This is a genomic window from Sphaerisporangium viridialbum, from assembly GCF_049674955.1.
GTDB lineage: Bacteria > Actinomycetota > Actinomycetes > Streptosporangiales > Streptosporangiaceae > Sphaerisporangium > Sphaerisporangium viridialbum.
In genome coordinates this window covers 440,493-463,116 of sequence record NZ_CP187232.1, presented here as the reverse complement: position 1 = coordinate 463,116, position 22,624 = coordinate 440,493, and the positions used below count along the sequence as shown (strand labels likewise).

Here is a 22,624-nt window from a genome sequence, read left to right as displayed (position 1 = left end):
ACGGGGGCCGAAAGCTCGGCGCCGGAGAACACGGAGGAACGACACCAGGGGTGGGAAAACGTGCTCGAACCGACACCGGGCAACGTCAGGGAGCCGAGCTTAGGACGGCCGCACGCCCCCGGGAAGGGCACGGGCCTGCCCACGAGCCACGGCCTGGCCGCGCGCGGCGTCGGCGAGCTGATCGAGCTCGCGCTGGCCGACGAGGACCCTGACGGCCCGATCAGATGGAAGGCCGTGGGCGCCCTTCACGCGAGAGGCGACCTCGAGACCTTCACCGAGGCCAGGAGGCTCTGCGCGAGCGATTCCCGCGCCGAGCGGGTGCTGGGCGTGGACATCCTCGGCGAGCTGGGCGCGCCGCAGCGTCCCTTCGTCGACAAGACCCTCTCCGTCCTGCGCTACCTGGCCGCCGGGGACGACGACGTACGGGTGCTCCACGCGGTGCTGATCGCGTTCGGGCACCTGCGCGACCCGAGGGCCCTGCCGTCGGTGATCGAGCTGGCCACGCACCACGACCCGACCGTGCGCTACGGGGCGGCGTACGCGCTGTCGCACGTCCTGGGCCGCCCGGCGGACCCTGCCGGGCTCGCTGCGCTGCGGCGGCTGGCCAAAGACCCCGACGACGACGTGGCCGACTGGGCGGCGCTCGGCCTGATACTTCCCTAGGGGAGCGTCAGCGCCGGGCGAGTCTGAGGACCTCGGGCGGCACGTCCTCGACGCGGTCGTCGTCCCAGGGCCGTTCGAACCCTGTGACGGCCAGCACGTCGTCGAGCACGCCGGCCGTGAAACCCCAGACGAGCATGCCCGACACCCGGAAGGCCGGCCCGGCGGCGTGGCCGCCGGGGAAGCGCAGCCGCAGGCGGTTGCCGGGGTCGGCCAGCTCGGCGACCGGCACGCGCGCCACCGCGTCGACCTCGTCGGGCGACGCGGCATGCACCGCGCACGGCGTGTGCCACCAGCCCAGCACGGGCGTCACCCGGTTGTCGCTGCGCCAGATGTACAGCTCCGGCAGCGTGCCGATCACGTGCACCCCGCGGGGGTCCAGGCCCGTCTCCTCCTCGGCCTCGCGCAGAGCCGCCCCCACGGGGCCGCCGTCGCCGGGATCCACCCCTCCGCCGGGGAACGCGGGCTGGCCCGCGTGGTTGCGCCCCCTCGCGCTGCGCTGGATGAGCAGGATGTCCGGCCCGTCGGCCGACTCGCCGAACAGCAGCAGAACCGCCGCGTGGCGCCCGCCGTCGAGCGGGGGTCGCAAGGGGTGGGGGACGGGACGGTCGAGGGCGTTCGCCGCGAGGTCGTTCAGCCAGCCGGGCACGGGCGCAGTCATGCGATACCTCCTGCGGGGAGCAACATCAGCGGTATCCGGCTGCTTCCCGAGGAGGCATCGACTTACCTAGAGCGGGGCGGGTCACATCCGATCGGTCACGAGAACGGGCCGGTGCGGACGAGCTTCGCCGCCTGCGCGGGGTCGGTCGGGCCCTCGCCGTACGAGGGGCAGAGACCGGCCAGCGGGCACGCACCACAGGCGGGCCTGCGGGCGTGGCAGACGCGGCGGCCGTGCCAGATCAGGTAGTGGGACATCTGGGTCCACTCGCTCTTCGGGATCAGGTCGCCCACGGCGTGCTCGATCTTGACCGGGTCGGTCTCCGTCGTCCATCCGAAGCGACGGGTGAGCCGCTGGAAGTGCGTGTCCACCGTGATGCCGGGCACGTCGAACGCGTTGCCGAGCACGACGTTGGCGGTCTTCCTGCCGACCCCCGGCAGCGTGACGAGCTCCTTGAGCTTGCCGGGCACCTCGCCGCCGTAGCGGTCGCACAGCGCCTGGGCCATGCCCATGATGCTGTTCGCCTTGGCCCGGAAGAACCCGGTCGAGCGGATGATCTCCTCCAGCTCGTCCCGGTCGGCGCCCGCATAGTCAGCGGCTGTCCGGTATTTGGCAAAAAGTACTGGAGTAACCAGATTGACCCTTTTGTCCGTACACTGCGCTGAGAGGATCGTTGCGACCAGCAGCTCCAGCGGGTTGCCGAAGTCGAGTTCGCAATGGGCATCGGGATAGGTCTCCGCCAGGATTCGGGTCATTCGCCGAGCTCGGCGCACCAGAGCGAGCCGGGACTCCCCAGCGGAGGTTACTTTGCGGGGCACCCCGACAGCCTACGCGGACGGGCTCCCTGAGACCCGCTTGGTGCGGTACGTCACAATGTCTAGCAGTGAGCGCGATCCCAGGTGTGGAGCGCAGTCGTGTTGGCGCGACCACTGGAGCGAGGAGGCACGGTGAATACCGACGATGTGCTGGGCAAAGCCCCTTTGTTCTCCGCGCTCGACCGTGAGAGCGCGGCCGCGCTCCGTACGGGCATCTCGGAGGTGGAGCTCCACAAGGGGCAGACGCTCTTCAGCGAGGGCGAGACGGGCGACAGACTTTACGTCGTGCTGGACGGCAAGATCAAATTAATCCGCACGGCCCCCGACGGCCGCGAGAACCTGCTCAGCGTGCTCGGCCCGAGCGAGATGTTCGGCGAGCTGTCCCTGTTCGACCCCCGCCCCCGTACGGCGAGCGCGATCGCCCTGACCGACGTGCTCCTGGCCGGTCTCGGCCACGACGACCTGCGGCCCTGGCTGACCGGACGTCCCGAGGTGGCCCTTCACCTGCTGCGCGCCCTCGCGCAGCGGCTGCGCCGCACCAACGACGTAATGGCGGACCTCGTCTTCACCGACGTGCCCGGCCGGGTCGGCAAGGCGTTGCTCGACCTCGCGGAGCGCTTCGGGCAGCGCACCGAGGAAGGCCTGCGAGTCCATCACGACCTCACCCAGGAGGAGCTGGCACAGTACGTCGGCGCCTCGCGCGAGACCGTCAACAAGGCCCTCGCCGACTTCGCCCAGCGCGGCTGGCTGCGCATCGAGGCCAAGGCCGTCGTCATCATGGACGCCGACCGCCTCTACAACCGTTCGAGGTAGGCGAGCTGCGCCCGTACGGACATCTCGGCGGCGGGCCACAGCTCCTCTGCCAGCCCGGCGTAGACGACCTTGACGATCTCTCGCGGTGTCCTGGCGCCCTCGCGCCGGGCCCGCCGGATCTGGTCAAGGCGCTCGCGCCGGTGGGCGATATAACCGTCCAGCGCCGCGATCGGGTCCGGCAGCACCGGCCCGTGCCCGGGCAGCAGGGCCGTGGCCGCCAAGATCTCGGCGCTCGCCCGCAGGCGGTCGAGGCTGCGCAGGTAGTCCGCCAGGTCGCCGTCGGGCGCGATCACCGTCGTCCCCCGGCCGAGGATCGTGTCCCCGGTCAGCATGGCCCCGTCGCCCGGCAACCAGAAGCACAGCGAGTCGAACGAGTGGCCTGGCGTGCCGACGACCCTGAGCTCGACGCCGCCCGCCGTCACCACGTCCCCGTCCCGAAGGCCTTCGTCCCCGAGGACGTGCCGGGGGTCCAGGGCCCGTACGGGGGCACCGGTCATCTCGGCGAACCGCCTGGCTCCGCCGCTGTGGTCCTCGTGCCCGTGCGTGAGGAGGATCGCCTCGACGCGCCGGCCGGCGAGGTGGCCCGCCACCCTGAGAAGATGCTCCTCGTCGTCGGGTCCGGGGTCCACGACGAGGACGGCCCGCGCCTCCGGCTCGCCGATGACCCAGGTGTTCGTGCCGTCCAGGGTCATCGGAGAGGCGTTGGGCGCGAGCACGTTGGTCGCACGGGCCGTACCGGACCCGTCCGGGCCGCTCAGGGGGATTCGGAGACCACTCATGACGTTCGGTGGTCCTCGCCGGGGATGACCAGCCACATCTCGCCGTCCACCTCGGCCGCGCGGGGCTGGAAGGTCACGATCCGCCGCTCGCTCGCCAGCACGGCGGCGACGTCGTCGAACGCCGCCAGCTCCGTCAGGGTGCGGATCGTCGGGGGCATGAGGAAGATCTCGCCGTCGTTCGCGCGACCGAGCGCCCGCGCGGGAGGCAGCCACGCGACCTGGTCGGCCTCGCCGCCCACGTCGCGCGTGCGCTGGCCGGGCGGCATCGCGGCCACGAAGAACCGCGTGTCGAACCGCTTGTGCTCGACCTCGGGCGTGATCCAGTGCGACCAGGGCCTGAGCAGGTCGGCGCGCAGGACCAGGCCCCGCTTGTTCAGGAACTCCCCGAGCGACAGGCGCCGGTCGACCAGCGCCTCGCGGTCGGCCTCCCAGTCGTCCCCCGTGGTGTCGGCGACGACCGTGTCCGCGCTCGGCCCGGCCAGCAGGACGCCGGACTCCTCGAAGGTCTCGCGTACGGCCGCGCAGACCAGGCCGCGGGCGGTGCCGGTGTCGGCCCCGAACAGGCGGCCCCAGGTCTCGGGCGCCGGCCCGGCCCAGGCGACGGTCTGGTCGGCGTCACGAGGGTCGACCGAGCCGCCGGGGAAGACGTAGGCGCCGGCGGCGAACGCCATGCTCGCCTTGCGCCGGAGCATGTAGACCTCAAGCTCGCCTTCGGCCTCCCCGGGCCCGCCGAGGCCGTGGACGCGGCGCAGGAGCACCACGGTCGCGGCGTCTCTGGCGGGCACGGGGGTGATGTCGCCCGCGAGGATCGCGCGGGCGCGCTCACCGAACTCGCCGGGCAGCGGGATGCCGTTCATGCCACCTCCGTGATCCAACCGAATCAAGCTCGGCCGGACCATGGTGTCACGGTCAGCGCACTTCGGCGATGAGCTCGACCTCGACGCATGCGCCCAGGGGCAGGGCGGCGACCCCGACGGCGCTGCGGGCATGGCGGCCCGCGTCCCCGAGCACCTCGCCGAGCAGCTCGCTGGCCCCGTTCACGACGTGCGGCTGCCCGGTGAACTCGGGGGCGCTGGCGACGAAACCGACTACCTTGACGATGCGCACGATCTGCGACAGGTCACCGGCGACCGAGGCCACCGCCGCCAGGGCGTTCAGCGCGCAGATGCGGGCCTGCTCCTTGGCCTGGTCGGGGTCCACCTCGGCGCCCACCTTGCCGGTGAGGCCGAGCTTGCCGTCGACCATGGGAAGCTGCCCGGAGGTGTAGACGTAGTTACCGGTGCGCACGGCCGGCACGTAGGCGGCCAGGGGCTTCACGACCTCTGGAAGGGTCAGCCCCAGCTCCGCCAGGCGCTCCTCGGGGGTGCTCATTCCTTTTCCCGCTTCATGTAGGCGACCAGCTGCTCGGGGTTCGGACCAGGGATGACCGTGACGAGCTCCCAGCCGTCCTGACCCCAGTTGTCCAAGATCTGCTTGGTGGCATGGGTCAGCAGAGGGACCGTCGAATATTCGTAACGCTTCATGGTGGCACTGTAGACGGGAGAGAGGTGGTCAGGTGGCGGTGCTACCCCTGTTCCCTCCAACCTCATCGGTCACGGCGTCCCTTCCCCATGGGTGTGCGCCGTCATTGTGACGATCCGCATATTGACCTTTTGCCGGTGATCGACAATGGGAAGAAAGCGGGTCAAAACCCGGAACGTCAACGATCGGGGGAGTCCCTGGAACAATGTTCCGATCATGCGTCCCATCCCCGTGGCGACGGCATGAGCGGAGCCGATCCACGATCATCCCTGGCCGCCTCCGCGGTGCGGCCTACATTGCCGGGGCCTCCCTTTACGCGGGCAGTCAGGGAGCCAGGGAAATCGAGTTTCCCCGGCACGCCGGGTGTGAGGTGCGTCGCAGCCCGCTTCGGAAAGCCGGGCACGGCGAATCGCGAAGTAACCGTTGGGTAGCCTTCGGAACGTGAGCGCTCGCGACACCGATTGGGACGGCGTACGGCTACATGTCGTAACCGGCAAGGGTGGCACCGGAAAGACGACGGTGGCAGCCGCGCTGGCCCTTGCCCTCGCGGCGGGCGGCCGCAGGGTGCTGCTCGTCGAGGTGGAAGGCCGCCAGGGCATCGCCCAGGTCTTCGACACCCCGCCCCTGCCGTACGAGGAGCGGAAGATCGCCGTGGCACCGGGCGGCGGCGACGTGTACGCGCTCGCCATCGACCCAGAAGAGGCGATGCTCGAGTACGTCGAGATGTTCTACGGGATGAAGCGGGCCGGCAAGGCGCTGAACAAGATCGGCCTCGTCGACTTCGCGACCACCATCGCCCCCGGCCTGCGGGACGTGCTCGTCACGGGCAAGACCAGTGAGGCCGTACGACGTCGCGACAAGTCCGGAAGGCGGGCGTATGACGCCGTCGTCATGGACGCGCCGCCTACCGGCCGTATCACCAGGTTCCTCAACGTGACGCAGGAAGTGGCCGGTCTGGCCCGCATCGGCCCGGTGAAGAACCACGCCGACCTGGTGCGCGGCGTGGTCGCCTCGCCCGAGACCGCTGTGCACTTCGTCACGCTGCTGGAGGAGATGCCGGTGCAGGAGACCCTGGACGGCATCGACAACCTCCGTGCCGCCAAACTGCCCGTGGGCGGCATCTTCATCAACATGGTCAGGCCCGAGCTACTGCCCGAGGCGACCCTGGACGCCGCGTTGAAGGACAGGTTCGACCCCGGTGAGCTGGCGCTCGGCCTCAAGGCCGCAGGGCTCGCCGACGGCGCGTCCGACGCGTCCGCGATCGCCGCGGCGCTCGCGGAGGAGATCGCCGAGCACGCCCACCGCAACCACCTGGAGCGTCGCGAGAGGCAGTCGCTCTCGGAGGCGAAGGCGCCGCACTACGAGCTGCCGTTGCTCGCCGACGGCGCCGACCTGGCCGGTCTGTACGAACTGGCGGAAGCGATCCGTTCCCAGGGAGCAGCGTGAAGTCTCAGACGGGGAACACCCCACGCACCTCGGCCTCCAAGGCGGGCCACCACGGGATCTCTCCCGTCCTCGACATGGACGCCGTGCTCGACGACCAGAACACGCGCATCGTGGTGTGCTGCGGCTCGGGCGGCGTGGGCAAGACCACGACCGCGGCGGCGCTCGGCCTGCGGGCGGCCGAACGTGGCCGGCGCGTGGTGGTGCTGACGGTCGACCCCGCGCGGCGCCTGGCCCAGTCGATGGGGCTCACCGAGCTCGACAACACCCCGCGCGTGGTCGCCGGGGTCGGCGGCACCGGCGAGCTGCACGCGATGATGCTCGACATGAAGCGTACGTTCGACGAGATCATCGAGGCGCACGCCGATCCGGAACGCGCCCAGCAGATCTTGACCAATCCGTTCTACGAGTCGCTGTCGTCGAGCTTCTCTGGGACGCAGGAGTACATGGCCATGGAGAAGCTCGGCCAGCTCCGCCGCTCCGACGAATGGGATCTCATCATCGTCGACACGCCGCCGTCACGGTCGGCGCTGGACTTCCTCGACGCGCCAGAGCGGCTCGGCCGCTTTCTCGACGGACGGCTCATAAGGATCTTGATGGCCCCCGCCAAGGTCGGAGGCCGGAGCGCGTTCAAGCTGCTCAACGCCGGTTTCGGCCTCGTCGCGGGCGCGCTGACGAAGATCTTGGGCGCGCAGTTCCTCAAGGACATCCAGACGTTCGTCGCGGCCCTTGACGCCGTCTTCGGCGGGTTCAGGCAGCGCGCCGACCAGACGTACAGGCTGCTCCAGGCTCCCGGCACCGCGTTCCTCGTCGTGGCCGCGCCGGAACGGGACGCGATGCGGGAGGCCTCGTACTTCGTGGAGCGACTGGCCGAGGAGAGCATGCCCCTGGCCGGTCTGGTGGTCAACCGGGTCCATCGGTCCCGGGCGCCGGCCCTCTCGGCCGCCCGTAGCGCGGCGGCCGCAGAGGATCTCGAAACGCGTGGTGAACACGAACTGACGTCCGCCGTGCTGCGGCTACACGCCGGACGTATGCAGCTCGCCGCGCGCGAGCATCGAGAGCAGGAGCACTTCGCCTCGGCCCACCCCACAGTGCCGATCTCTCAAGTGCTCGCGATGCCTGAGGACGTGCACGATCTCGAGGGCTTGCGCAAGATCGGTGAACTCCTGGCGTCATGAAGTGGCCACCGCCACCGCCGTCGTGACCGCGTCAACCGATGAACGCGGTCGAGGGGCCCAGGCATGGCCCCTCGCGTCGTGGTACCGGGCATGAGACGGACACCGCCCCAGCCCCTGAACTCAGCCGGCAATCAGCTCGTTGGTCCGCTCGTACTCTTCCTTGGCGACCTCTAGCAAGTCGCGCCAAGACGTCACATCCGGCCGTCGCCTGAGCAGCGCACGCCGCTCACGCTCGGTCATCCCGCCCCACACCCCGAACTCGATGCGATTGTCCAGTGCATCCGCGAGGCATTCGGTACGGACCGGGCATCCTCGGCAGATGAGCTTCGCCCTGTTCTGGGCGGCACCCTGGACGAACAACGCGTCAGGATCCGCGCCCCGACAGGCGGCACGGGAGGTCCAATCCGTGATCCACATTTCGACCCCACTCCCCTATAGGTGGTCAGTCGTCACTTGGCGGCCGACGGGCGCGGGCGTCGAGCCTCCTTATTCAGTTGCCGCAGAGGAGAACGTACGCAACCAGACGTTCGGACCGACAGACCCCGGGCGGGTCAATTTCCCACATGGTCATGTCAGGCCATGTGGCCGGGAATGACTAGTCCTCCCCACCGCGAGTCGCCGACGAGTCAATGCGAAATGGACTTTGAGTACCTATTGAGTCAGCGACTCGGCATACGCTTGGTCTCGTGCAAGCTCAAGGCAAAGCCCACGGGTCGGTGTTCGGGAACCTCCTCCGCCTGATCGGAGCCGCTGTCGCAGCGGGGGTGCTGGCCGCCGCGATCGCGCTGCCGGCCGTGGGCGGAGCCGGCGTGGGGGTCAAGGGTGCCACCGATGTGCTCAACCTGAACCCCGAAGACCTCAAAGAGCCGCCGCTACCCGAGAAGACCGAGATCAAGGATGCCAGCGGCAAGCTGATCGCACAGTTCTACTACCAGAACCGCGAGTCCGTGACGCTGGCCAAGGTAGCGCCGATCATGCGGGACGCGATCATCTCCATCGAGGACTTCCGCTTCTACGAGCACGGCGCCCTCGACCTTGAGGGCTTCGCCCGCGCGATGATGAAGAACTTCCAGTCCGGCGGCGTCGCCCAGGGTGGATCCTCGATCACCCAGCAGTACGTCAAGCAGGTGCTGCTCAACAAGGCGGAGACCGACGAGGAGAAGCTCGCGGCCATCGCCCCGACGATCCCCCGCAAGCTCAACGAGCTCCGGTACGCCATGGCCGTCGAGCAGAAGTACACCAAGGACGAAATCCTTGAGCGTTACCTCAACATCGCCTACTTCGGCGCCAGCGCGTACGGCATCCAGGCCGCGTCCAAGCGGTTCTTCGACAAGCCCGCCTCCAAGCTGACCCTCGAAGAGGCGGCCACGCTCGCGGGGGCCGTGCAGAACCCAAACGCGACCGACCCAAACCTCGGCAAGCAGCACAGGGCCGCCCTGCTGGCGCGGCGCAACGTCGTCCTCGACCGGATGGCCGAGCTGCGCAAGATCACGCCCGAGGAGGCCGCCACCGCGAAGGCCAAGAAGCTGGTCTACAAGGACATCTCGATCCCCGGCGGTTGCGAGCAGAGCGACTATCCGTACTTCTGCCTGTACGTCCAGCACGAGATCCTGAACGACAAGCAGTTCGGCAAGACCGAGAAGGCCCGCAAGGAGTTCCTCAACCGGGGCGGCCTGGTCATCAAGACCACTCTCGACACCAAGATGCAGAAGGCCGCCGACAAGGCCATCAAGAAGTGGGTCTACGCCTCCGACAAGCCCGTCGCCGCCGAGGCGCTGGTGGAGCCGGGCACCGGTGCCATCAAGGCCATGGCCGCCAGCCGCAAGTTCGGCGGCAGCAAGAAGAAGAACGAGTCCAACTACAACCTGGTCGCCGACGTCGCGCACGGCGGCGGCACCGGCTTCCAGGCGGGTTCGACCTTCAAGGCCTTCACGCTCGCCACGGCGCTGAAGGAAGGCCTGCGGTTCGGCGACGGTCTCGACGCGGGCAGCAGCTTCCAGGCGAGCGGCTACAGCGACTTCAAGAACTGCAAGGGCGAGAACGTCGGCGACCCGACCCACGTCGCGCACAACTCCGAGGGCGGCGGCGGCTTCAAGACCCTCCAGACCGGCACCTGGGGATCGGTCAACACGTTCTTCCTCGGCCTTGAGAAGAAGGTCGGGCTCTGCGACGTCGTCAAGACCGCCAAGGACCTCGGCATCAAGCGCGCCGACGGCGGGAAGCTCCAGGAGGTCGAGACCTTCACCCTCGGCGTCAACGAGATGGACCCCATCACCGTGGCCAGCGCCTACGCCACCTTCGCGGCCCGCGGCAAGTACTGCGAGCCCATGGCGATCACCGCGATCACCGACCGGGACGGCAAGACCACCAACTTCAAGCCCAACTGCAAGCAGACGCTCGACGAGAAGGTCGCCGACGCGGTCAGCGACATCCTGTCCGGAGTGTTCACCAAGGGCACGATGCGGGGCGTCGGCGGCATCGGCAGGGACGCGGCGGGCAAGACCGGAACGACCGACGGATCCATGACCGCCTGGTTCGCCGGCTACACCCCCGACCTCGCCGCCGCCGTCAGCCTCGGCGACCCCCGCGGCTCGTACACCCACCCGCTGCGCAGTATCACCATCGGCGGCAGCTACTACGGCGAGGTGTTCGGCGCCACGATCTCCGGCCAGATCTGGAAGGCCACGATGCTCAGCGCGCTGAAGGACATCGAGGCCTCGTCCTTCACCCCGCCGGACATGAGCCGGTTCGGTGGCTGCAGCGGCGGCTGCGCGCCCAAACCCCCGAAGAAGCCGATCGACAACAACGGCAACGCCTACCCCGTCCCGGACGGCAACGGCGGCAACGGTGACAACGGCGGCGGCAACGGCAACGGCAACGGCCGAGGGAACGGCGGGAACCGCGGCAACGGCAACACCGGCCTCGAGCAGGTCACCCCCACCACCGTCCCGAACACCCGCAGCGGCTGATCAACGAAGGGCGCCTCCCACAGAGTCATCTGCGGGAGGCGCCCTTTCGCTTGTAAGAACCACCAAGAGCCCAACCCGCAGCAGGACACCTTCCCCACCCCGGCCGGCCCTCTCAGCCCCACCCAGGCCAACTCAGCCCCGCAAGGCGCGACACGAACGCCTCAGGCCCTTCAGCGCCCGTCCAGGCCCGCCGCCCAGGCTCGGCTCGCCCGTCCAGGCCCGCCCGTCCAGGCCCGCTCGCTCAGCCCGCGAGACGGGCACGGACGGCCTGGGCCACCCTGCCGCCCTCCGCGCGCCCGGCGACCTTCGGGTTGAGGACCTTCATGACCTGGCCCATGGCCTTCGGACCCTCCGCGCCGCTCTCGGCGATGGCCTCGCCGACGAGCCGGTCCAGCTCCTCGTCGCTCAGCTGGGCGGGAAGGTACTCCTCGAGCACGGCGTGCTCGTCCTGCTCCGCCTGCGCCTGCTCGGCCCGTCCAGCGCCCGCGAACGCCTCGGACGCCTCGCGGCGCTTCTTGGCTTCCCTCGTCAGCACCTTGACGATCTCGTCGTCGGTGAGCTCGCGCGCCGACTTGCCCGCGACCTCCTCGGTGCTGACGGCCGCGAGGGCCATGCGCAGCGTCCGGGTGCGCACCTCGTCACGCGCCTTCATCGACGTCGTGAGGTCGGCCTTCAGCTTGTCCTTCAAAGCACTCATGGTCACCATCTTGCCGTGTCGCCGCAGCCCGATCGCCGTCATCTCCCTTTGACCGGCGTTCCGCTCCCTGGCGACTACGCGTCGAAGAGGACTTCCTCCGTGCCCTGTGGGACCACCAAAGGCCCCGTTCTTCGCGTTGGGAGGCAGCATGCCGTGCCCTCGGGCATCATGAAGGGGTGAGGAAAGCTGCCGCGATACCCCTGTCCTTGCTGGGCCTCGGCGTTGCCGGGATCGGCTACGCCTCGGTCATCGAGCGCAACTGGTTCCGGCTCAGGCGCTTCGACGTGCCGGTCCTTGAGCCGGGGCAGCGGCCCGTGCGCATCCTGCAGATCTCCGACCTGCACCTCACGCCCGGGCGCACCCGCCTGATCAACTGGGTCCGCTCGCTGGAGGCGCTCGATCCCGACCTCGTGGTCAACACGGGTGACACCCTGGCCCACCCGGACGCTGTGAGCTCTTACCTGCACGCGGTCGAGCCCCTGCTGTCCCGGCCCGGCCTGTTCGTCTACGGGTCGAACGACCTTTACGCCCCCAAGCCCAAGAACCCCGCCCGCTACCTCTGGCGATCGTCCAAGAGCGACAGGCGCCAGCACATCCCCAACCTCCCGTGGGACGAGCTGGGCGCCGGCATGACCGCCGCGGGCTGGCTCGACATGAACAACACCACCGCGCGGGTCAAGGTGGGAGACCTCGACGTCTTCGTGGGCGGCATCCACGACTCCCACATCAACCGCGACCGGTACGACCAGATCGCCGGGCCCGCTCCCGCCGACGCCGACCTCCGGCTGGGGGTCATGCACTCCCCCGAGCCCAGCAACATGTCGCGCTTCGCCGACGACGGCTACCAGTTGCTCCTGGCGGGGCACACCCACGGCGGCCAGCTGTGCGTCCCCTTCTACGGAGCCCTAGTGACCAACTGCGGCATCGACCGCGCCCGGGTCAAGGGCCTGCACCGCCACGAGTCCGCCTGGCTCCACGTCTCCGCCGGCCTCGGCACCTCTCCCTACGCCCCGGCACGCTTCGCCTGCCCGCCCGAGGCGACCTTGCTCACCCTCGTCCCCCGCCGTCCCACCCGCCCCTGACGTACGACCCTGCAGGTTCTCGCAACGCCTGACGCGGCAGGCCCTTTCGCCCCTCCCGGATGACGCGAGCACCACCAAAGTCCGCTAGACTCATGCGAGCACAAGCAAAGCGCCTGTGCACCGGGGTGTAGCGCAGCTTGGCAGCGCGCTTCGTTCGGGACGAAGAGGCCGTGGGTTCAAATCCCGCCACCCCGACCCAGTAGTACCAGCTAGAAGGCCACTTCCGAAGATCGGAAGTGGCCTCTTGCGTCTCCTGAGTGACTTACTGCGTGACTACGCTTCCTGTTCGCTCGCTGCATGGCCAACACCGGAGCCCGCATCCCTCGTGGACAGGCGTTCCTTCCACACCCGCTTCCACATTCGAACTTGTTCTCGATCTCGGTCAATCTCACGAACACCAAAGGGATTGCGTCCGCCATCGATCTCCGGGTCCCATCCATCACTTTCGAACAGAACAGCCTGCGAGAGCCACGCGACCTCTCTCGTGCGTCGCCATTGGCTGAGCTTCGACCTCCATGGTCCAAGGCGAGCCGAACAGACCGGGGCCACGGGACGATCTTGATGGCTCTGCAGCTGCCACCATTCAGGGGTACTGATGCCGCCGAGTGACGTAGCCGAAGTACCGTGCGCAGTGGTACGAATAGGCCGCTGTTGACGGCGACGGATGGAAGAGAGCCGACATGCCCGCAGAGGCGCTCTTCGGGTTCCTCGGAGTCGTGCTTGGCACGCTCAGCACGTCAGCTCTGACGATCTACAAGGAACGTCTGACAACCAGGCGCGAGGCACAACTACGGGATCGGCAGTACGAGCGGGAGCGCCAGTTGGCGCGTGACGCCTTCCAGAGGGACAGCATCCTTGCGCTTCAGTCGGCGGTTGCTGATTTACTCAAGTCGGTATACGCCGAGTTAGACAGGATCATCGCCATTGAAAAGGAATCGGGACGGTGGCCCGCGCGTCAGTGGGAGACTCCAACGGCGGTGGGCTGGTCCGAGGCTTTATTGTCGCTGGAGTTGTCGCAGGCACGTGTCTTCGATGACGAGTTGCGGTCCTTGGCTGCCGAACTGCGGAGCACTGCCGGCGATTCCATATGGGCCAAGAGCTTGGAGGAGGCACGGGAGTTCAGCGAGCGCCTCGAACCCCTGCAGGTGCGTTTCAATGAGGCGGTTGCGCGGGTGCTGCCCTCGTTGTACTGAGGTCAGAATGCAGACAGCGCTGGCACGGCACGGTGTTGCTGTATAGCAGAGAAGTACAGCAACACCGCCTCACCAGGCCGTGTACGACCGACCACCATCGCACGCTTGAGCTGAGGCGACGACCTCATGACCTTGAGCCTGCCGGTAGTTCGGGACGAAGAGGCCGTGGGTTCAAATCCCGCCACCCCGACCCAGAAGTACCAGCTGAAAGGCCGGTTCCGATCTTCGGAACCGGCCTTCTGCATGTTCTGGGTGACTAACCCAGTGACTACGGCTTCGGAGGATACGGGTCTCCCGGCTGACGCCATTCCCAGTGGAACCATTCTGGAGCTGCAAGGAGAACGGCGGCAGCTCAGGGTGCCGTCGACGACCCGCCATACGAGACCATCTGAGTGACGGACTGTGTGACAACACCGACGAATGGCTGTGGGCACTGGCGGACGGGCGTGGACTATCTCCGCTGATAGAGACGCTATATGAGCAGTTCGAACGTCCGTGGCCGTTGCTTGATAAGGAAGAGGACCCAGACTTAAACGCGTGTCGCAGGCGTGCCAGACGGGACGGTCAACGAGGGGGGTTCATGGGCCGCTGCCGTCGGGGCGCGCTGTGGGCTTGCCCGGGGCGCTGGCGACCGCGACGATCCGTTCCAGCGCCGCCGCGTGCCGCTGGAACGCGTGCCGTCCTTGCGGGGTGAGCTGTACGGAGGTACGCCGTGCCCGGCTTTGCTGGTCCTTCCGCACCGTGACATACCCGGCCTCGGCCAGCGCCGAAAGCTGCTTGGACAGCGCCGAATCGCTGGTCCCGATCGTGTCCCTCAGGAAGCCGAAGTCCACCCAGTCGGCCGGTGCCAGCAGGGCGACGATCGACAGCCGCGCCGGGACGTGGAGGAACTCGTCGAAGTAAGGGTCCATCAGACGCGTTCCCCGTCGCGCCGCGTGACCGTCTGGAGGGTCCGACGTACTAGGGGCGTCATCACGACATACGTCGCAGCCGTCGCGGCGGCGGCGAGCGTGCCCTGCGACAGCAGTCCCTGCGCCGGCAGAGCGAACCACGCCCAGGCGGCGATCCGGAAGACGCCGAACAGCAGCATGAGCCCGGCCAACAATCCCGCCCAGAACAGCCACTCTGGGCCGGCGGGCTTCCTGTGGACGAGGGCGCGGTGCTCCTGCACGATCCCCACTCCCACATACAGGCCAAATCCGAGCAACAGGGCGGCGGTGCTCCAAGGGTTCTGGAGGTCAAGGGAGGCCAACCCGAGGAAGAGCCCAAGGGCCGCGAGCAGGACGTAGGGACGGGCGAACCTTTGGCGGACGATCTCCTTGCGAGTCCTGTCCTGGAAGCGGCGGATGTCGTCAAGCGAGGACTGGGCGTCGTGAGGGTTCATGGGGCCATCCCGAGTCGATAGGACTACTTTCCTCTAAGGAAACTACCATGGACTTTCCTGATGGGAAAGCAGTTGCTCCGGCCCGAGGGGCTGTCTACAGCAGCCGGATACAGCAACGTCGCCTCACACGCCACCAGCCCCTACCTACCTCACGAGCAGGGCGAGGAGCCCTTTACGTCGTAACTGGCTCCCGTTTGCGACCAGGAAGTCGGGGTGCTCCAGCAGCTCCAGCGTGGATGCGTGCTATCGGGCAAGGCCGGCGAGTAGCCGACTCCACCACATGTAGGCGTCCAAGCGACGCCGCCATCCTGCATACGACACCGGAGGGACATTCCGCCGTTCGGTGGTGCGTCGGATCCGGTAGACCCCGCCGTACGACATGAGTTCATAGACGGTCATCACGCACATGCAGGTGTGTTCGCGAGACCGCCCGTCCCCCGGGGAGTCGTCGTACCAGGCCAGCTCAACCGCCGCGGCTGGGTAGGCCCGGTCTGGTTGCCGTACCCGCTGAGCTGCCTGAGCCGCAGGAGTTGTACCCGCTGTTGCTGGAGTTCGCGCCCGGCGGGAGGCGGCCGCCCGGGCTACTCACCCGGGCGGCGAGCGTGGTCACAACCGCTCGATGATGGTGGCGTTCGCCATCCCGGCGCCCTCGCACATCGTCTGCAGGCCATACCTGCCACCGGTCGGCTCCAGATGGTTCACCAGCGTGGCGAGGAGGCGGGTGCCGGAGGCGCCGAGCGGGTGACCGAGCGCGATCGCGCCGCCACGAGGGTTCAGCCTCTCCTCGTCGGCCCCGGTCTCAGCGAGCCAGGCCAGCGGCACCGGGGCGAACGCCTCGCCCCTCGGGTGCGAACCGGTTGACCAGACCCAGCTCGTAGGCGCGCTGGGCGGTGACCGGCTCTCCTGTCAGCGCGATCTCGGCCGCCGCCTTGAACGGGACCTGGCGCTGGAGCCGGATCACCCCACCGACGGCGGCGAGCAGGCCGCGGCGTACCTCGGGCAGGCCCAGGAAGGCCGTCTCGAGACCACTCGGCGTACCCGCGCAGGGATGTCCACGGAAACGCCCGTGTCGTCGTGCGGCCGGGTCTCCACATGCTCACCGAGATGTCTTCTTACACCGCATAGTCGTAGAAGCCCCGGCCGGACTTACGCCCGGTGAACCCGGCCTCCACCATGCGGCACAGCAGCGGCGGCGGCGCGTACTGCGGCTCCTTGAACTCTGCATGCAGGGAATCGGCGACGGACCGCAGCGTGTCCAGGCCGATCAGGTCCGACAGGCGCAGCGGCCCCATCGGGTGGGCACAGCCCAGCGTCATCCCGGTGTCGACGTCCTCGGCGGTGGCATGGCCCGCCTCCACCATGCGGATGGCCGACAGCAGGTACGGCACCAGCAGCGCATTGACGACGAACCCGGATCGATCGGGTGCGATGATCGTCGTCTTGCCGAGCACCTCGGTGGCAAACGCACGGACGCGGGCGACGGTGAGCGGATCGGTGAGGATCGACTCCACGATCTCAACGAGCTTTTGCACGGGGGCGGGGTTGAAGAAGTGCATGCCGACCACCTGGGCCGGACGGCTGGTGGCCTGGGCGAGCCGGGCGATGGGGATGGAGGAGGTGTTGGAGGCGAGGATGGCGTCGGGACGCCCGACGATACGGTCGAGCTCGGCGAACAGAGCGATCTTGAGGTCGGGGTTCTCCGTGGCCGCCTCAACGATGAGGTCCCGGTCGGCGAGGTCGGCCAGCTCGGTGGTGTAGGTAAGGCGGGCGCGGACGGCGTCGAACCGTTCCTCCGTGATCTTACCGGAGGAGAGCGCCCGCTTCAGGGACGCCTCCAGCCGGGCACGGCCGGCGGCTACGGCCTCCTGGTTGACCTCGCGGACGACGACGTCGAGATCCCCCCGGGCGCACACCTCCGCGATTCCCGCTCCCATGAGCCCGCAGCCGATCACGCCGACCCGCTTAATATCGATCATCTCGCACTTCCTCTTCAGACGTCGCGGCGGTACTGGCCGCCGATCTCGAACAGCGCCTCGGTGATCTGCCCGAGTGAGCAGACCCGGGCAGCTTCCATCAGGGCCGCGAAGGCGTTCTCCGTCGTCGACATGGCCGCCTGCCGGAGTCGGGCCAGGGCTTGCGGGGCCCGGTCGGCGTGGGCTTCATGGAAGGTGCGCAGCCGGTCGAGCTGGGACTGCTTCTCCTCCTCGGCGCACCCGCGGGATCCGCCGCATGATGTTGATCGCCGCGTCATGGCCGTCGAACAGCGCTGCCGCCGTGATGACGCGGACAGGGAAGGGGAACATGCACCGAGCGATTCCTCCTGGGAGGGCAGGATGAGGCACGGGGCAATTTACTAGGACATCCTACTAAATACTAGGATGTCCTAGTATTTCGATCCCGTAGAGCTGTGGGCCGATCAACAGACGAACCGGCCGTTCGCATAGCTGCGGCCTGGAGGAGAGAAGGTTCGCGATGGAGTCTGCCGAGAAGATCGTGGTGGTCGACGGGTCGCGGACCCCGGTCGGCAGTTTTGGCGGCGTGCTGAAGGATGTACCCGCGCACGAACTGGGCGCGACGGCGGTGCGGGAGGCGCTGCGACGGGCGGGCGTGGGCGAGGCGGACGTCGACGAGGTGGTGATGGGCTGCATCGGCCAGGTGGGCCCGGACGCCTACATCGCTCGGCGGGTGGCGATCACCGCGGGTCTGCCGGACCGCACCCCGGCCTACACGGTGAACCGGCTGTGCGGCAGCGGCCTGCAGGCAGTGTGGTCGGCGGCGATGCAGATGCGCTGGGGAGGCGTGGACATCGCGGTGGCCGGTGGGAACGAGTCGATGAGCCGGATGCCGTTCTACGACTTCGGCGCCCGGTCCGGCTACCGGCTGGGAGATCGCAAGCTCTCCGACGGCACGGTGATGATGCTCACCGATCCGTTCCACAACGTCCACATGGGCCGTACCGCGGAGGCCGTAGCCCGCAAGTACGGCGTGTCGCGAGCAGAACAGGACGAGTTCGCCCTGCTGTCACAGAGCCGGGCCGCGACCGCGGAGGCGCGGACGACGTTCGCCGAGGAGATCACCCCCGTCAAGGTGAGCGGCCGCAGGCCGTACACCGTCGAGGTGGACGAGCACCCCAAGCCGGACACCACGCTGGAGGTTCTGGCCAAACTGAAGCCGGCGTTCGAGGAGGGCGGCACGGTCACCGCGGGCAACGCCTCCGGCATCAACGACGGCGCCGCGGCGCTGGTGCTCTCCCGAGAGTCGGTCGCCGCGCAGCGAGGGCTTCGCGGGCTGGTCAGCCTCGAGGCGGTGGCGACCGCGGCGATGGAGCCGGAGCTGATGGGCTATGCCCCCGTCCTCGCGCTGCGAAAGCTGTTCGAGCAGACCGGCATCACGGCACGGGACATCGACGTCGTGGAGCTGAACGAGGCGTTCGCCGCGCAAGCCGTCGCGGTGATCCGGGACGCCGGACTCGACCCGGAGAAGACCAACCCGTACGGCGGGGCGATCGCGCTGGGCCATCCGGTCGGGGCCACCGGCGCGATCCTCTCCCTGCGGGTCGCCAAGCACCTGGTCCGCCGCGACCTCGAGCTCGGTGTCGTCACCATGTGCATCGGCGGCGGCCAGGCGCTGGCGGCGCTCTTTCGACGGATCTGACCACCGGTCCTCTGCCACTATCTCGCCGACGAGGGCGCGCGGACCATGCCGAGCACCCCCCGTGATCATTCAGCGGACGTGCTGTGGCCTGCCACCGGCTCGTCCAGTGGGTACCAGCAGGCCACCGCGTGTCGCTCCAGGGACAGCGGCGGCACGTCCTGGTGGCACTGCGTCGGCCGGGCCACCAGGCACCGGTCGTGGAAGGCGCACCCGGCGGGGCGGTCCACAGCGGACGGCGGTTCGCCGGGGAGCAGCACCCGCGCGCGGCGTGCCGTCGGGTCTGATTTGGGCACCGCGTCGATGAGCGCGCGAGTGTAGGGATGCCGGGGATGCGAGAGGATCTCGTGGGCCGGCCCCGTCTCGATCACCCGGCCGAGGTACATGACCCCGATCCGGTCGCAGATCTGGCGCAGGACGGACAGATCGTGGGACACGAGGATGACCGCGACCCCGAGGTCGTCGGCGAGCCGGCGCAGCAGGCTGACGATCTCCCCGCCGGTGGACCTGTCGAGCATCGACACCGGCTCGTCGGCGAGCAGCACCCTCGGCCGCAGGACCAGCGCGCGGGCGATCGCCACCCGCTGCCGCTCGCCCCCGCTGAGTTCGTGGGGCCGCCGCGAGATGTACCTCTCGGCCGGTCTGAGTTCGGCCGCTTCCAGCGCCGCGATGACCCGGCGGTGGACCTCCTCGTCGGTGAGCCGCAGCTGGGCGAGCAGCGGTTCGGCCACCTCACGGTGGACCGTGAGCCGGGGGTTGAGAGATTGGTACGGATCCTGGAAGATCAGCTGCACCTGTGACCGCAGTGCGCGCCAGTCGGGTTTCCCGTCGCCACCGAGCTCCACGTCGCCGACCCGCACGGTGCCCTCGGCGATGTCGGCCAGTCCCACCAGCGCCGAGACGACGGAACTCTTGCCGCAGCCGCTCTCGCCGGCGAGTCCCAGGATCTCTCCTTCGCGTACCAGCATCGAGACGTCGTCGACCGCGGCGACGTACCGGGGGCGCCGCAGTGCGGCCAGCCCTCGGCCGGTCGCGTAGCGCACGTGCACCCGGTCGAGACGCACCGCTGCCGGAGCCTCCTCACCTTCGCGGGCTCGCGGCGCCGGGGGGACGGGTTCGTCGTGCAGGAGTCCACGGGTGTACGGGTGGCGGGGCGCGCGGAAGACGGTGCCGACCCGGCCGGACTCGATGGCCTCACCGTCCTTGAGCACGATGACCCGGTCGCAGATCTCCCCGGCCACGCCCAGGTCGTGCGTGACCAGCAGCATGGACAGGCCCAGCTCGCGCTTGGCGTCGGCGAGCAGCGCCATGATCCGGTCCTGCACGACCACGTCGAGTCCGGTCGTCGGCTCGTCCGCGATCAGCAGGGTCGGCTGCAGCACCGTGGCCATGGCGATCAACGCGCGTTGCCGCATGCCCCCGCTGTACTGGTGCGGGTAGCCTCCGGACCGGTCCGCCCGGATGCCCACCCGGTCCAGGGCCTCCCGGGCGAGCGCGAACGCCTCATTTCGCGACATGTCGCGATGCGCCCGTACGACCTCGGCGATCTGCCGGTCGACCGGCTGTACGGGATCGAGGGAGTTCATCGCCGCTTGCGGGACCAGCGCCAGCCGCTCCCACCTGAACCGGCGCAACATCTTCCCGGGGACCGTCGCGAGGTCGGCGCCCTCGAACGTGACCTGGCCCGACACCTGGGCGCCGGGTGGGAGCAGGCGGAGCACCGCCTTGGCCGCGGTGGTCTTGCCGGATCCCGACTCGCCGATCAGGCCGAGCACCTCGCCCGGCGCTATGGAGAAGGAAAGGTCGCGTACTGCCCGCACGGGACCGTTGCGGCTGGGAAACTCCACCCTCAGTCCGCGCACGTCCAGGATCGGGGTCATGACCGTACCTCCAGGTGGCGCCGTTGCAGGGACTCGTGCGCCCGTCCGAGCAGCGAGACGGCGAAGACGAAGAGCATGATGGCCAGCCCGGGGAACAGCGGCCACCACCACGCGCGGTTCATCTCCTGCGAGCTGAACGCGTCGAACATGATCGTGCCCCAGGACACGGCGTTCGTCGGCGCCATGCCGAGGAAGCTGAGGCCCGCCTCCGCCAGCACCGCCTCGGCGACGAGCAGCATTCCGTACAGGATGGCGAGCGAGGCGACGTTCGGGGCGATGTGGACGTACAGGACGCGCCGCCGGGACGCCCCGCCGACGACGGCCGCCTTGACGAACGACCGCTCTTTCAGCGACAGCACCTGCGCACGCACCACCCGCGCGGTCGTGCGCCAGAAGAGCAGGGCGATGGCGAGCACCAGCACGAAGTCCGACCGGCCGAGGATGCCCACCAGCACGATCGCCAGGGGCAGGAAGGGGATGGCGTACGCGGTGTCCGCGATCCGCATGAGCACGCTGTCGACCTTTCCGCCCAGGTAGCCGGCGATCAGGCCGACGTTGAGCCCGATCAGCGCGGTCGCGAGGGCGGCGACCCCGGCGACCGAGAGGGTGCGGCGGGTGCCCCAGATCACCTGGTCGAAGATGTCGCGGCCGAAGTTGGTGGTGCCGAACGGATGCGCGAGGCCCGGTGGCAGCAGCCTCGCCAGCCCCCCATCCGCGGTGCGAACCCGCTCAAGGGGGCCGTGCGGCGCTATCACCGGAGCGAGCAGCGCGGTCAGGAGGAAGACCCCGATGATGGCGATCGCGGCCCGGCCGCTGGGAGTCGACCACAGGTCCCGCCCGGCCCTCCGGGCGCCCGTGATCACCTTGTCCCGCCACACGCGCCGCTTGGTCTTCGTCAAGGGATACGGAGTGGTCATGCCAACCTCACACGCGGGTCGAGGTACGCGTAGAGAACGTCGATGACGCCGTTGACGACGACGGCCATCACGGCGGTCAGCAGGAAGACGCCCTGCATCATCGGGTAGTCGAAGTTGTTGACGGCGTCGACGATGGCCCGTCCCATGCCCGGCCAGGAGAAGATGGTCTCGACGATCACCTGGCCGCCGATGATGGTGCCGGTCAGCGCGGGCATCAGGGTGACCACCGGAAGCAGCGCGTTGCGCGCCGCGTGCCGGTAGATGATCCGCGACGGGGACAGGCCCTGTGCCCGGCCGAGGGCGATGAAGTCCTCGCGCAGCACGTCCGCCATCGAGGTGCGCATGGTCAGCAGCGGCTCCGGCATGAAGTAGAGCGTCATGACGAGGAGCGGAAGGGCGAGGTGCCACCAGAAGTCCGGCGAGGCGAACAGGCCCAGGCCGGTGTTCGCGACGCCCCTGCCCGGTGTGGTCATCCCGATCGACGGCACCCAGTTCAGGTGGTAGCTGAACAGCAGCAGCGCGAGCGTCGCCGTCCAGAAGATGGGCGTGGCCCTTCCGACGAAGGCGCCGTTGCGCAGCACGGCGTCGATGGTCCCGCGCCTGGTGGCCGCAGCGACGGCGCCGAGGGCCGACCCGAGCAGCAGGGCCAGCACGATGGCGGGCACGGCCAGGACGGCGGTGTTGAAGAGCTTGTTCAGCAAGATGTCGCCGACCGACTGCTTGTAGTGGAACGAGATGCCGAGGTCACCTCGCGCCAGATTGGCCACATATCGGAGGAACTGAACGACGATCGGCTGGTCCACGCCGTAGCGCTCCCGCAGCATGGCGGCCACGGACGGGTCGAGGTCAGGCCCGACCACCGCCGCGCTGGGGTCCCCCGGCACAGCGCGGAACAGCATGAAGGTCAACGGCACGAGGATCACGATGGTCGCCAGCATCCGCGCGACCCGTCTCAGCGAGAATCGCAGCAGCGTCATGGCACCT

The 22,624-nt window shown here is 68.8% G+C and carries 24 protein-coding genes, 1 tRNA gene and 1 pseudogene; 9 read left to right on the top strand and 17 right to left on the bottom strand.

The window, feature by feature from the left end; translation table 11 throughout:
- Positions 1-60: 60 nt before the first annotated feature.
- The gene (locus tag ACOZ38_RS02140; protein WP_424528417.1) at positions 61-663 is read left to right on the top strand and encodes a HEAT repeat domain-containing protein; all 603 of its coding nucleotides are present in this window, start codon (positions 61-63) and stop codon (positions 661-663) included.
- Positions 664-670: 7 nt separating this feature from the next.
- On the opposite strand, the gene ACOZ38_RS02135 is transcribed toward ACOZ38_RS02140, so the two are convergent.
- Positions 671-1,321 (bottom strand): NUDIX hydrolase, encoded by a 651-nt coding sequence (locus ACOZ38_RS02135; protein ID WP_424528415.1) that lies wholly within the window; start codon positions 1,319-1,321, stop codon positions 671-673.
- 95 nt (positions 1,322-1,416) lie between these two features.
- Complete coding sequence (gene nth, locus ACOZ38_RS02130) at positions 1,417-2,073, bottom strand: endonuclease III (protein WP_424528413.1); 657 nt, start codon at positions 2,071-2,073, stop codon at positions 1,417-1,419.
- 192 nt (positions 2,074-2,265) lie between these two features.
- Here nth and ACOZ38_RS02125 point away from each other — a divergent pair, with 192 nt between their 5' ends.
- Positions 2,266-2,946, top strand: coding sequence for a Crp/Fnr family transcriptional regulator (locus tag ACOZ38_RS02125; RefSeq protein ID WP_405143500.1), 681 nt, complete (start codon positions 2,266-2,268; stop codon positions 2,944-2,946).
- On the opposite strand, the gene ACOZ38_RS02120 is transcribed toward ACOZ38_RS02125, so the two are convergent.
- Genes ACOZ38_RS02120 through ACOZ38_RS02105 form a run of 4 tightly spaced genes read right to left on the bottom strand, consistent with a single transcriptional unit; the run spans position 2,928 to position 5,248 of the window.
- Complete coding sequence (locus ACOZ38_RS02120) at positions 2,928-3,725, bottom strand: MBL fold metallo-hydrolase (protein WP_424528410.1); 798 nt, start codon at positions 3,723-3,725, stop codon at positions 2,928-2,930. The two genes, ACOZ38_RS02125 and ACOZ38_RS02120, sit on opposite strands and share 19 nt — an antisense overlap.
- A complete protein-coding gene (locus ACOZ38_RS02115) occupies positions 3,722-4,582 on the bottom strand; it encodes an NUDIX hydrolase (RefSeq protein WP_424528408.1) in 861 nt (286 codons plus the stop codon). The genes ACOZ38_RS02120 and ACOZ38_RS02115 overlap by 4 nt, the downstream gene beginning before the upstream one ends.
- 52 nt (positions 4,583-4,634) lie before the next feature.
- Positions 4,635-5,096: a RidA family protein gene (locus ACOZ38_RS02110; RefSeq protein WP_424528406.1), complete on the bottom strand. Its 462-nt coding sequence runs from the start codon at positions 5,094-5,096 to the stop codon at positions 4,635-4,637.
- A complete protein-coding gene (locus ACOZ38_RS02105; RefSeq protein ID WP_214410020.1) occupies positions 5,093-5,248 on the bottom strand; it encodes a DUF4177 domain-containing protein in 156 nt (51 codons plus the stop codon). Before ACOZ38_RS02105 ends, ACOZ38_RS02110 begins: the two co-directional genes overlap by 4 nt.
- Positions 5,249-5,687: 439 nt before the next feature.
- On the opposite strand from ACOZ38_RS02105, the gene ACOZ38_RS02100 reads away from it, so the two are divergent.
- The gene (locus ACOZ38_RS02100) at positions 5,688-6,692 is read left to right on the top strand and encodes an ArsA-related P-loop ATPase (RefSeq protein ID WP_424528404.1); all 1,005 of its coding nucleotides are present in this window, start codon (positions 5,688-5,690) and stop codon (positions 6,690-6,692) included.
- A 74-nt stretch (positions 6,693-6,766) separates the two neighbouring features.
- Positions 6,767-7,867, top strand: coding sequence for an ArsA family ATPase (locus tag ACOZ38_RS02095; protein WP_424536947.1), 1,101 nt, complete (start codon positions 6,767-6,769; stop codon positions 7,865-7,867).
- Positions 7,868-7,987: 120 nt separating this feature from the next.
- Here ACOZ38_RS02095 and ACOZ38_RS02090 read toward each other — a convergent pair whose 3' ends face one another.
- Complete coding sequence (locus tag ACOZ38_RS02090; protein ID WP_114029663.1) at positions 7,988-8,284, bottom strand: WhiB family transcriptional regulator; 297 nt, start codon at positions 8,282-8,284, stop codon at positions 7,988-7,990.
- A gap of 269 nt (positions 8,285-8,553) precedes the next feature.
- On the opposite strand from ACOZ38_RS02090, the gene ACOZ38_RS02085 reads away from it, so the two are divergent.
- Positions 8,554-10,836: a transglycosylase domain-containing protein gene (locus ACOZ38_RS02085; RefSeq protein ID WP_424528401.1), complete on the top strand. Its 2,283-nt coding sequence runs from the start codon at positions 8,554-8,556 to the stop codon at positions 10,834-10,836.
- A 241-nt stretch (positions 10,837-11,077) separates the two neighbouring features.
- Here the strand turns inward: ACOZ38_RS02085 and ACOZ38_RS02080 are convergent, their stop codons facing one another.
- Entirely contained in the window at positions 11,078-11,533 is a 456-nt protein-coding gene (locus tag ACOZ38_RS02080; RefSeq protein WP_405143491.1) for a GatB/YqeY domain-containing protein, read from the bottom strand.
- Between the two features lie 176 nt (positions 11,534-11,709).
- Between ACOZ38_RS02080 and ACOZ38_RS02075 the strand changes: the two genes are divergently transcribed.
- The 3 genes from ACOZ38_RS02075 to ACOZ38_RS02065 all read left to right on the top strand — a co-directional run bounded on the left by ACOZ38_RS02075 (position 11,710) and on the right by ACOZ38_RS02065 (position 13,808).
- Complete coding sequence (locus ACOZ38_RS02075) at positions 11,710-12,615, top strand: metallophosphoesterase (protein WP_424528399.1); 906 nt, start codon at positions 11,710-11,712, stop codon at positions 12,613-12,615.
- Between the two features lie 121 nt (positions 12,616-12,736).
- A tRNA-Pro gene (locus ACOZ38_RS02070) sits at positions 12,737-12,810 on the top strand.
- A gap of 485 nt (positions 12,811-13,295) precedes the next feature.
- Entirely contained in the window at positions 13,296-13,808 is a 513-nt protein-coding gene (locus tag ACOZ38_RS02065) for a hypothetical protein (RefSeq protein ID WP_424528397.1), read from the top strand.
- Positions 13,809-14,386: 578 nt separating this feature from the next.
- On the opposite strand, the gene ACOZ38_RS02060 is transcribed toward ACOZ38_RS02065, so the two are convergent.
- From ACOZ38_RS02060 to ACOZ38_RS02035, 6 genes and pseudogenes are all read right to left on the bottom strand, one after another.
- A complete protein-coding gene (locus tag ACOZ38_RS02060; RefSeq protein WP_424528394.1) occupies positions 14,387-14,719 on the bottom strand; it encodes a winged helix-turn-helix domain-containing protein in 333 nt (110 codons plus the stop codon).
- Positions 14,719-15,192 (bottom strand): hypothetical protein, encoded by a 474-nt coding sequence (locus tag ACOZ38_RS02055; RefSeq protein WP_424528392.1) that lies wholly within the window; start codon positions 15,190-15,192, stop codon positions 14,719-14,721. Before ACOZ38_RS02055 ends, ACOZ38_RS02060 begins: the two co-directional genes overlap by 1 nt.
- 606 nt (positions 15,193-15,798) lie before the next feature.
- Positions 15,799-16,029, bottom strand: a pseudogene (locus tag ACOZ38_RS02050) (acetyl-CoA C-acetyltransferase); the annotation flags it as partial.
- Positions 15,992-16,201 carry an enoyl-CoA hydratase-related protein gene (locus tag ACOZ38_RS02045; RefSeq protein WP_424536946.1) on the bottom strand — a complete coding sequence of 70 codons (210 nt, stop codon included), beginning with the start codon at positions 16,199-16,201 and terminating at the stop codon, positions 15,992-15,994. The gene ACOZ38_RS02045 and the pseudogene ACOZ38_RS02050, both read right to left, overlap by 38 nt.
- 103 nt (positions 16,202-16,304) lie before the next feature.
- A complete protein-coding gene (locus ACOZ38_RS02040) occupies positions 16,305-17,168 on the bottom strand; it encodes a 3-hydroxybutyryl-CoA dehydrogenase (RefSeq protein WP_424528390.1) in 864 nt (287 codons plus the stop codon).
- A 14-nt stretch (positions 17,169-17,182) separates the two neighbouring features.
- A complete protein-coding gene (locus tag ACOZ38_RS02035; RefSeq protein WP_424528388.1) occupies positions 17,183-17,443 on the bottom strand; it encodes a hypothetical protein in 261 nt (86 codons plus the stop codon).
- Between the two features lie 221 nt (positions 17,444-17,664).
- Here ACOZ38_RS02035 and ACOZ38_RS02030 point away from each other — a divergent pair, with 221 nt between their 5' ends.
- On the top strand, positions 17,665-18,846 hold the full coding sequence (locus ACOZ38_RS02030; RefSeq protein ID WP_424528386.1) for a thiolase family protein: 1,182 nt from the start codon (positions 17,665-17,667) through the stop codon (positions 18,844-18,846).
- A gap of 65 nt (positions 18,847-18,911) precedes the next feature.
- On the opposite strand, the gene ACOZ38_RS02025 is transcribed toward ACOZ38_RS02030, so the two are convergent.
- From ACOZ38_RS02025 to ACOZ38_RS02015, 3 genes are read right to left on the bottom strand one after another with little or no spacing between them, the layout of a single operon-like run.
- Entirely contained in the window at positions 18,912-20,723 is a 1,812-nt protein-coding gene (locus tag ACOZ38_RS02025) for a dipeptide ABC transporter ATP-binding protein (protein WP_424528384.1), read from the bottom strand.
- Positions 20,720-21,640: an ABC transporter permease gene (locus ACOZ38_RS02020; protein WP_424528382.1), complete on the bottom strand. Its 921-nt coding sequence runs from the start codon at positions 21,638-21,640 to the stop codon at positions 20,720-20,722. The genes ACOZ38_RS02025 and ACOZ38_RS02020 overlap by 4 nt, the downstream gene beginning before the upstream one ends.
- Positions 21,637-22,617, bottom strand: coding sequence for an ABC transporter permease (locus ACOZ38_RS02015; RefSeq protein WP_424528380.1), 981 nt, complete (start codon positions 22,615-22,617; stop codon positions 21,637-21,639). The genes ACOZ38_RS02020 and ACOZ38_RS02015 overlap by 4 nt, the downstream gene beginning before the upstream one ends.
- Positions 22,618-22,624: the final 7 nt, after the last annotated feature.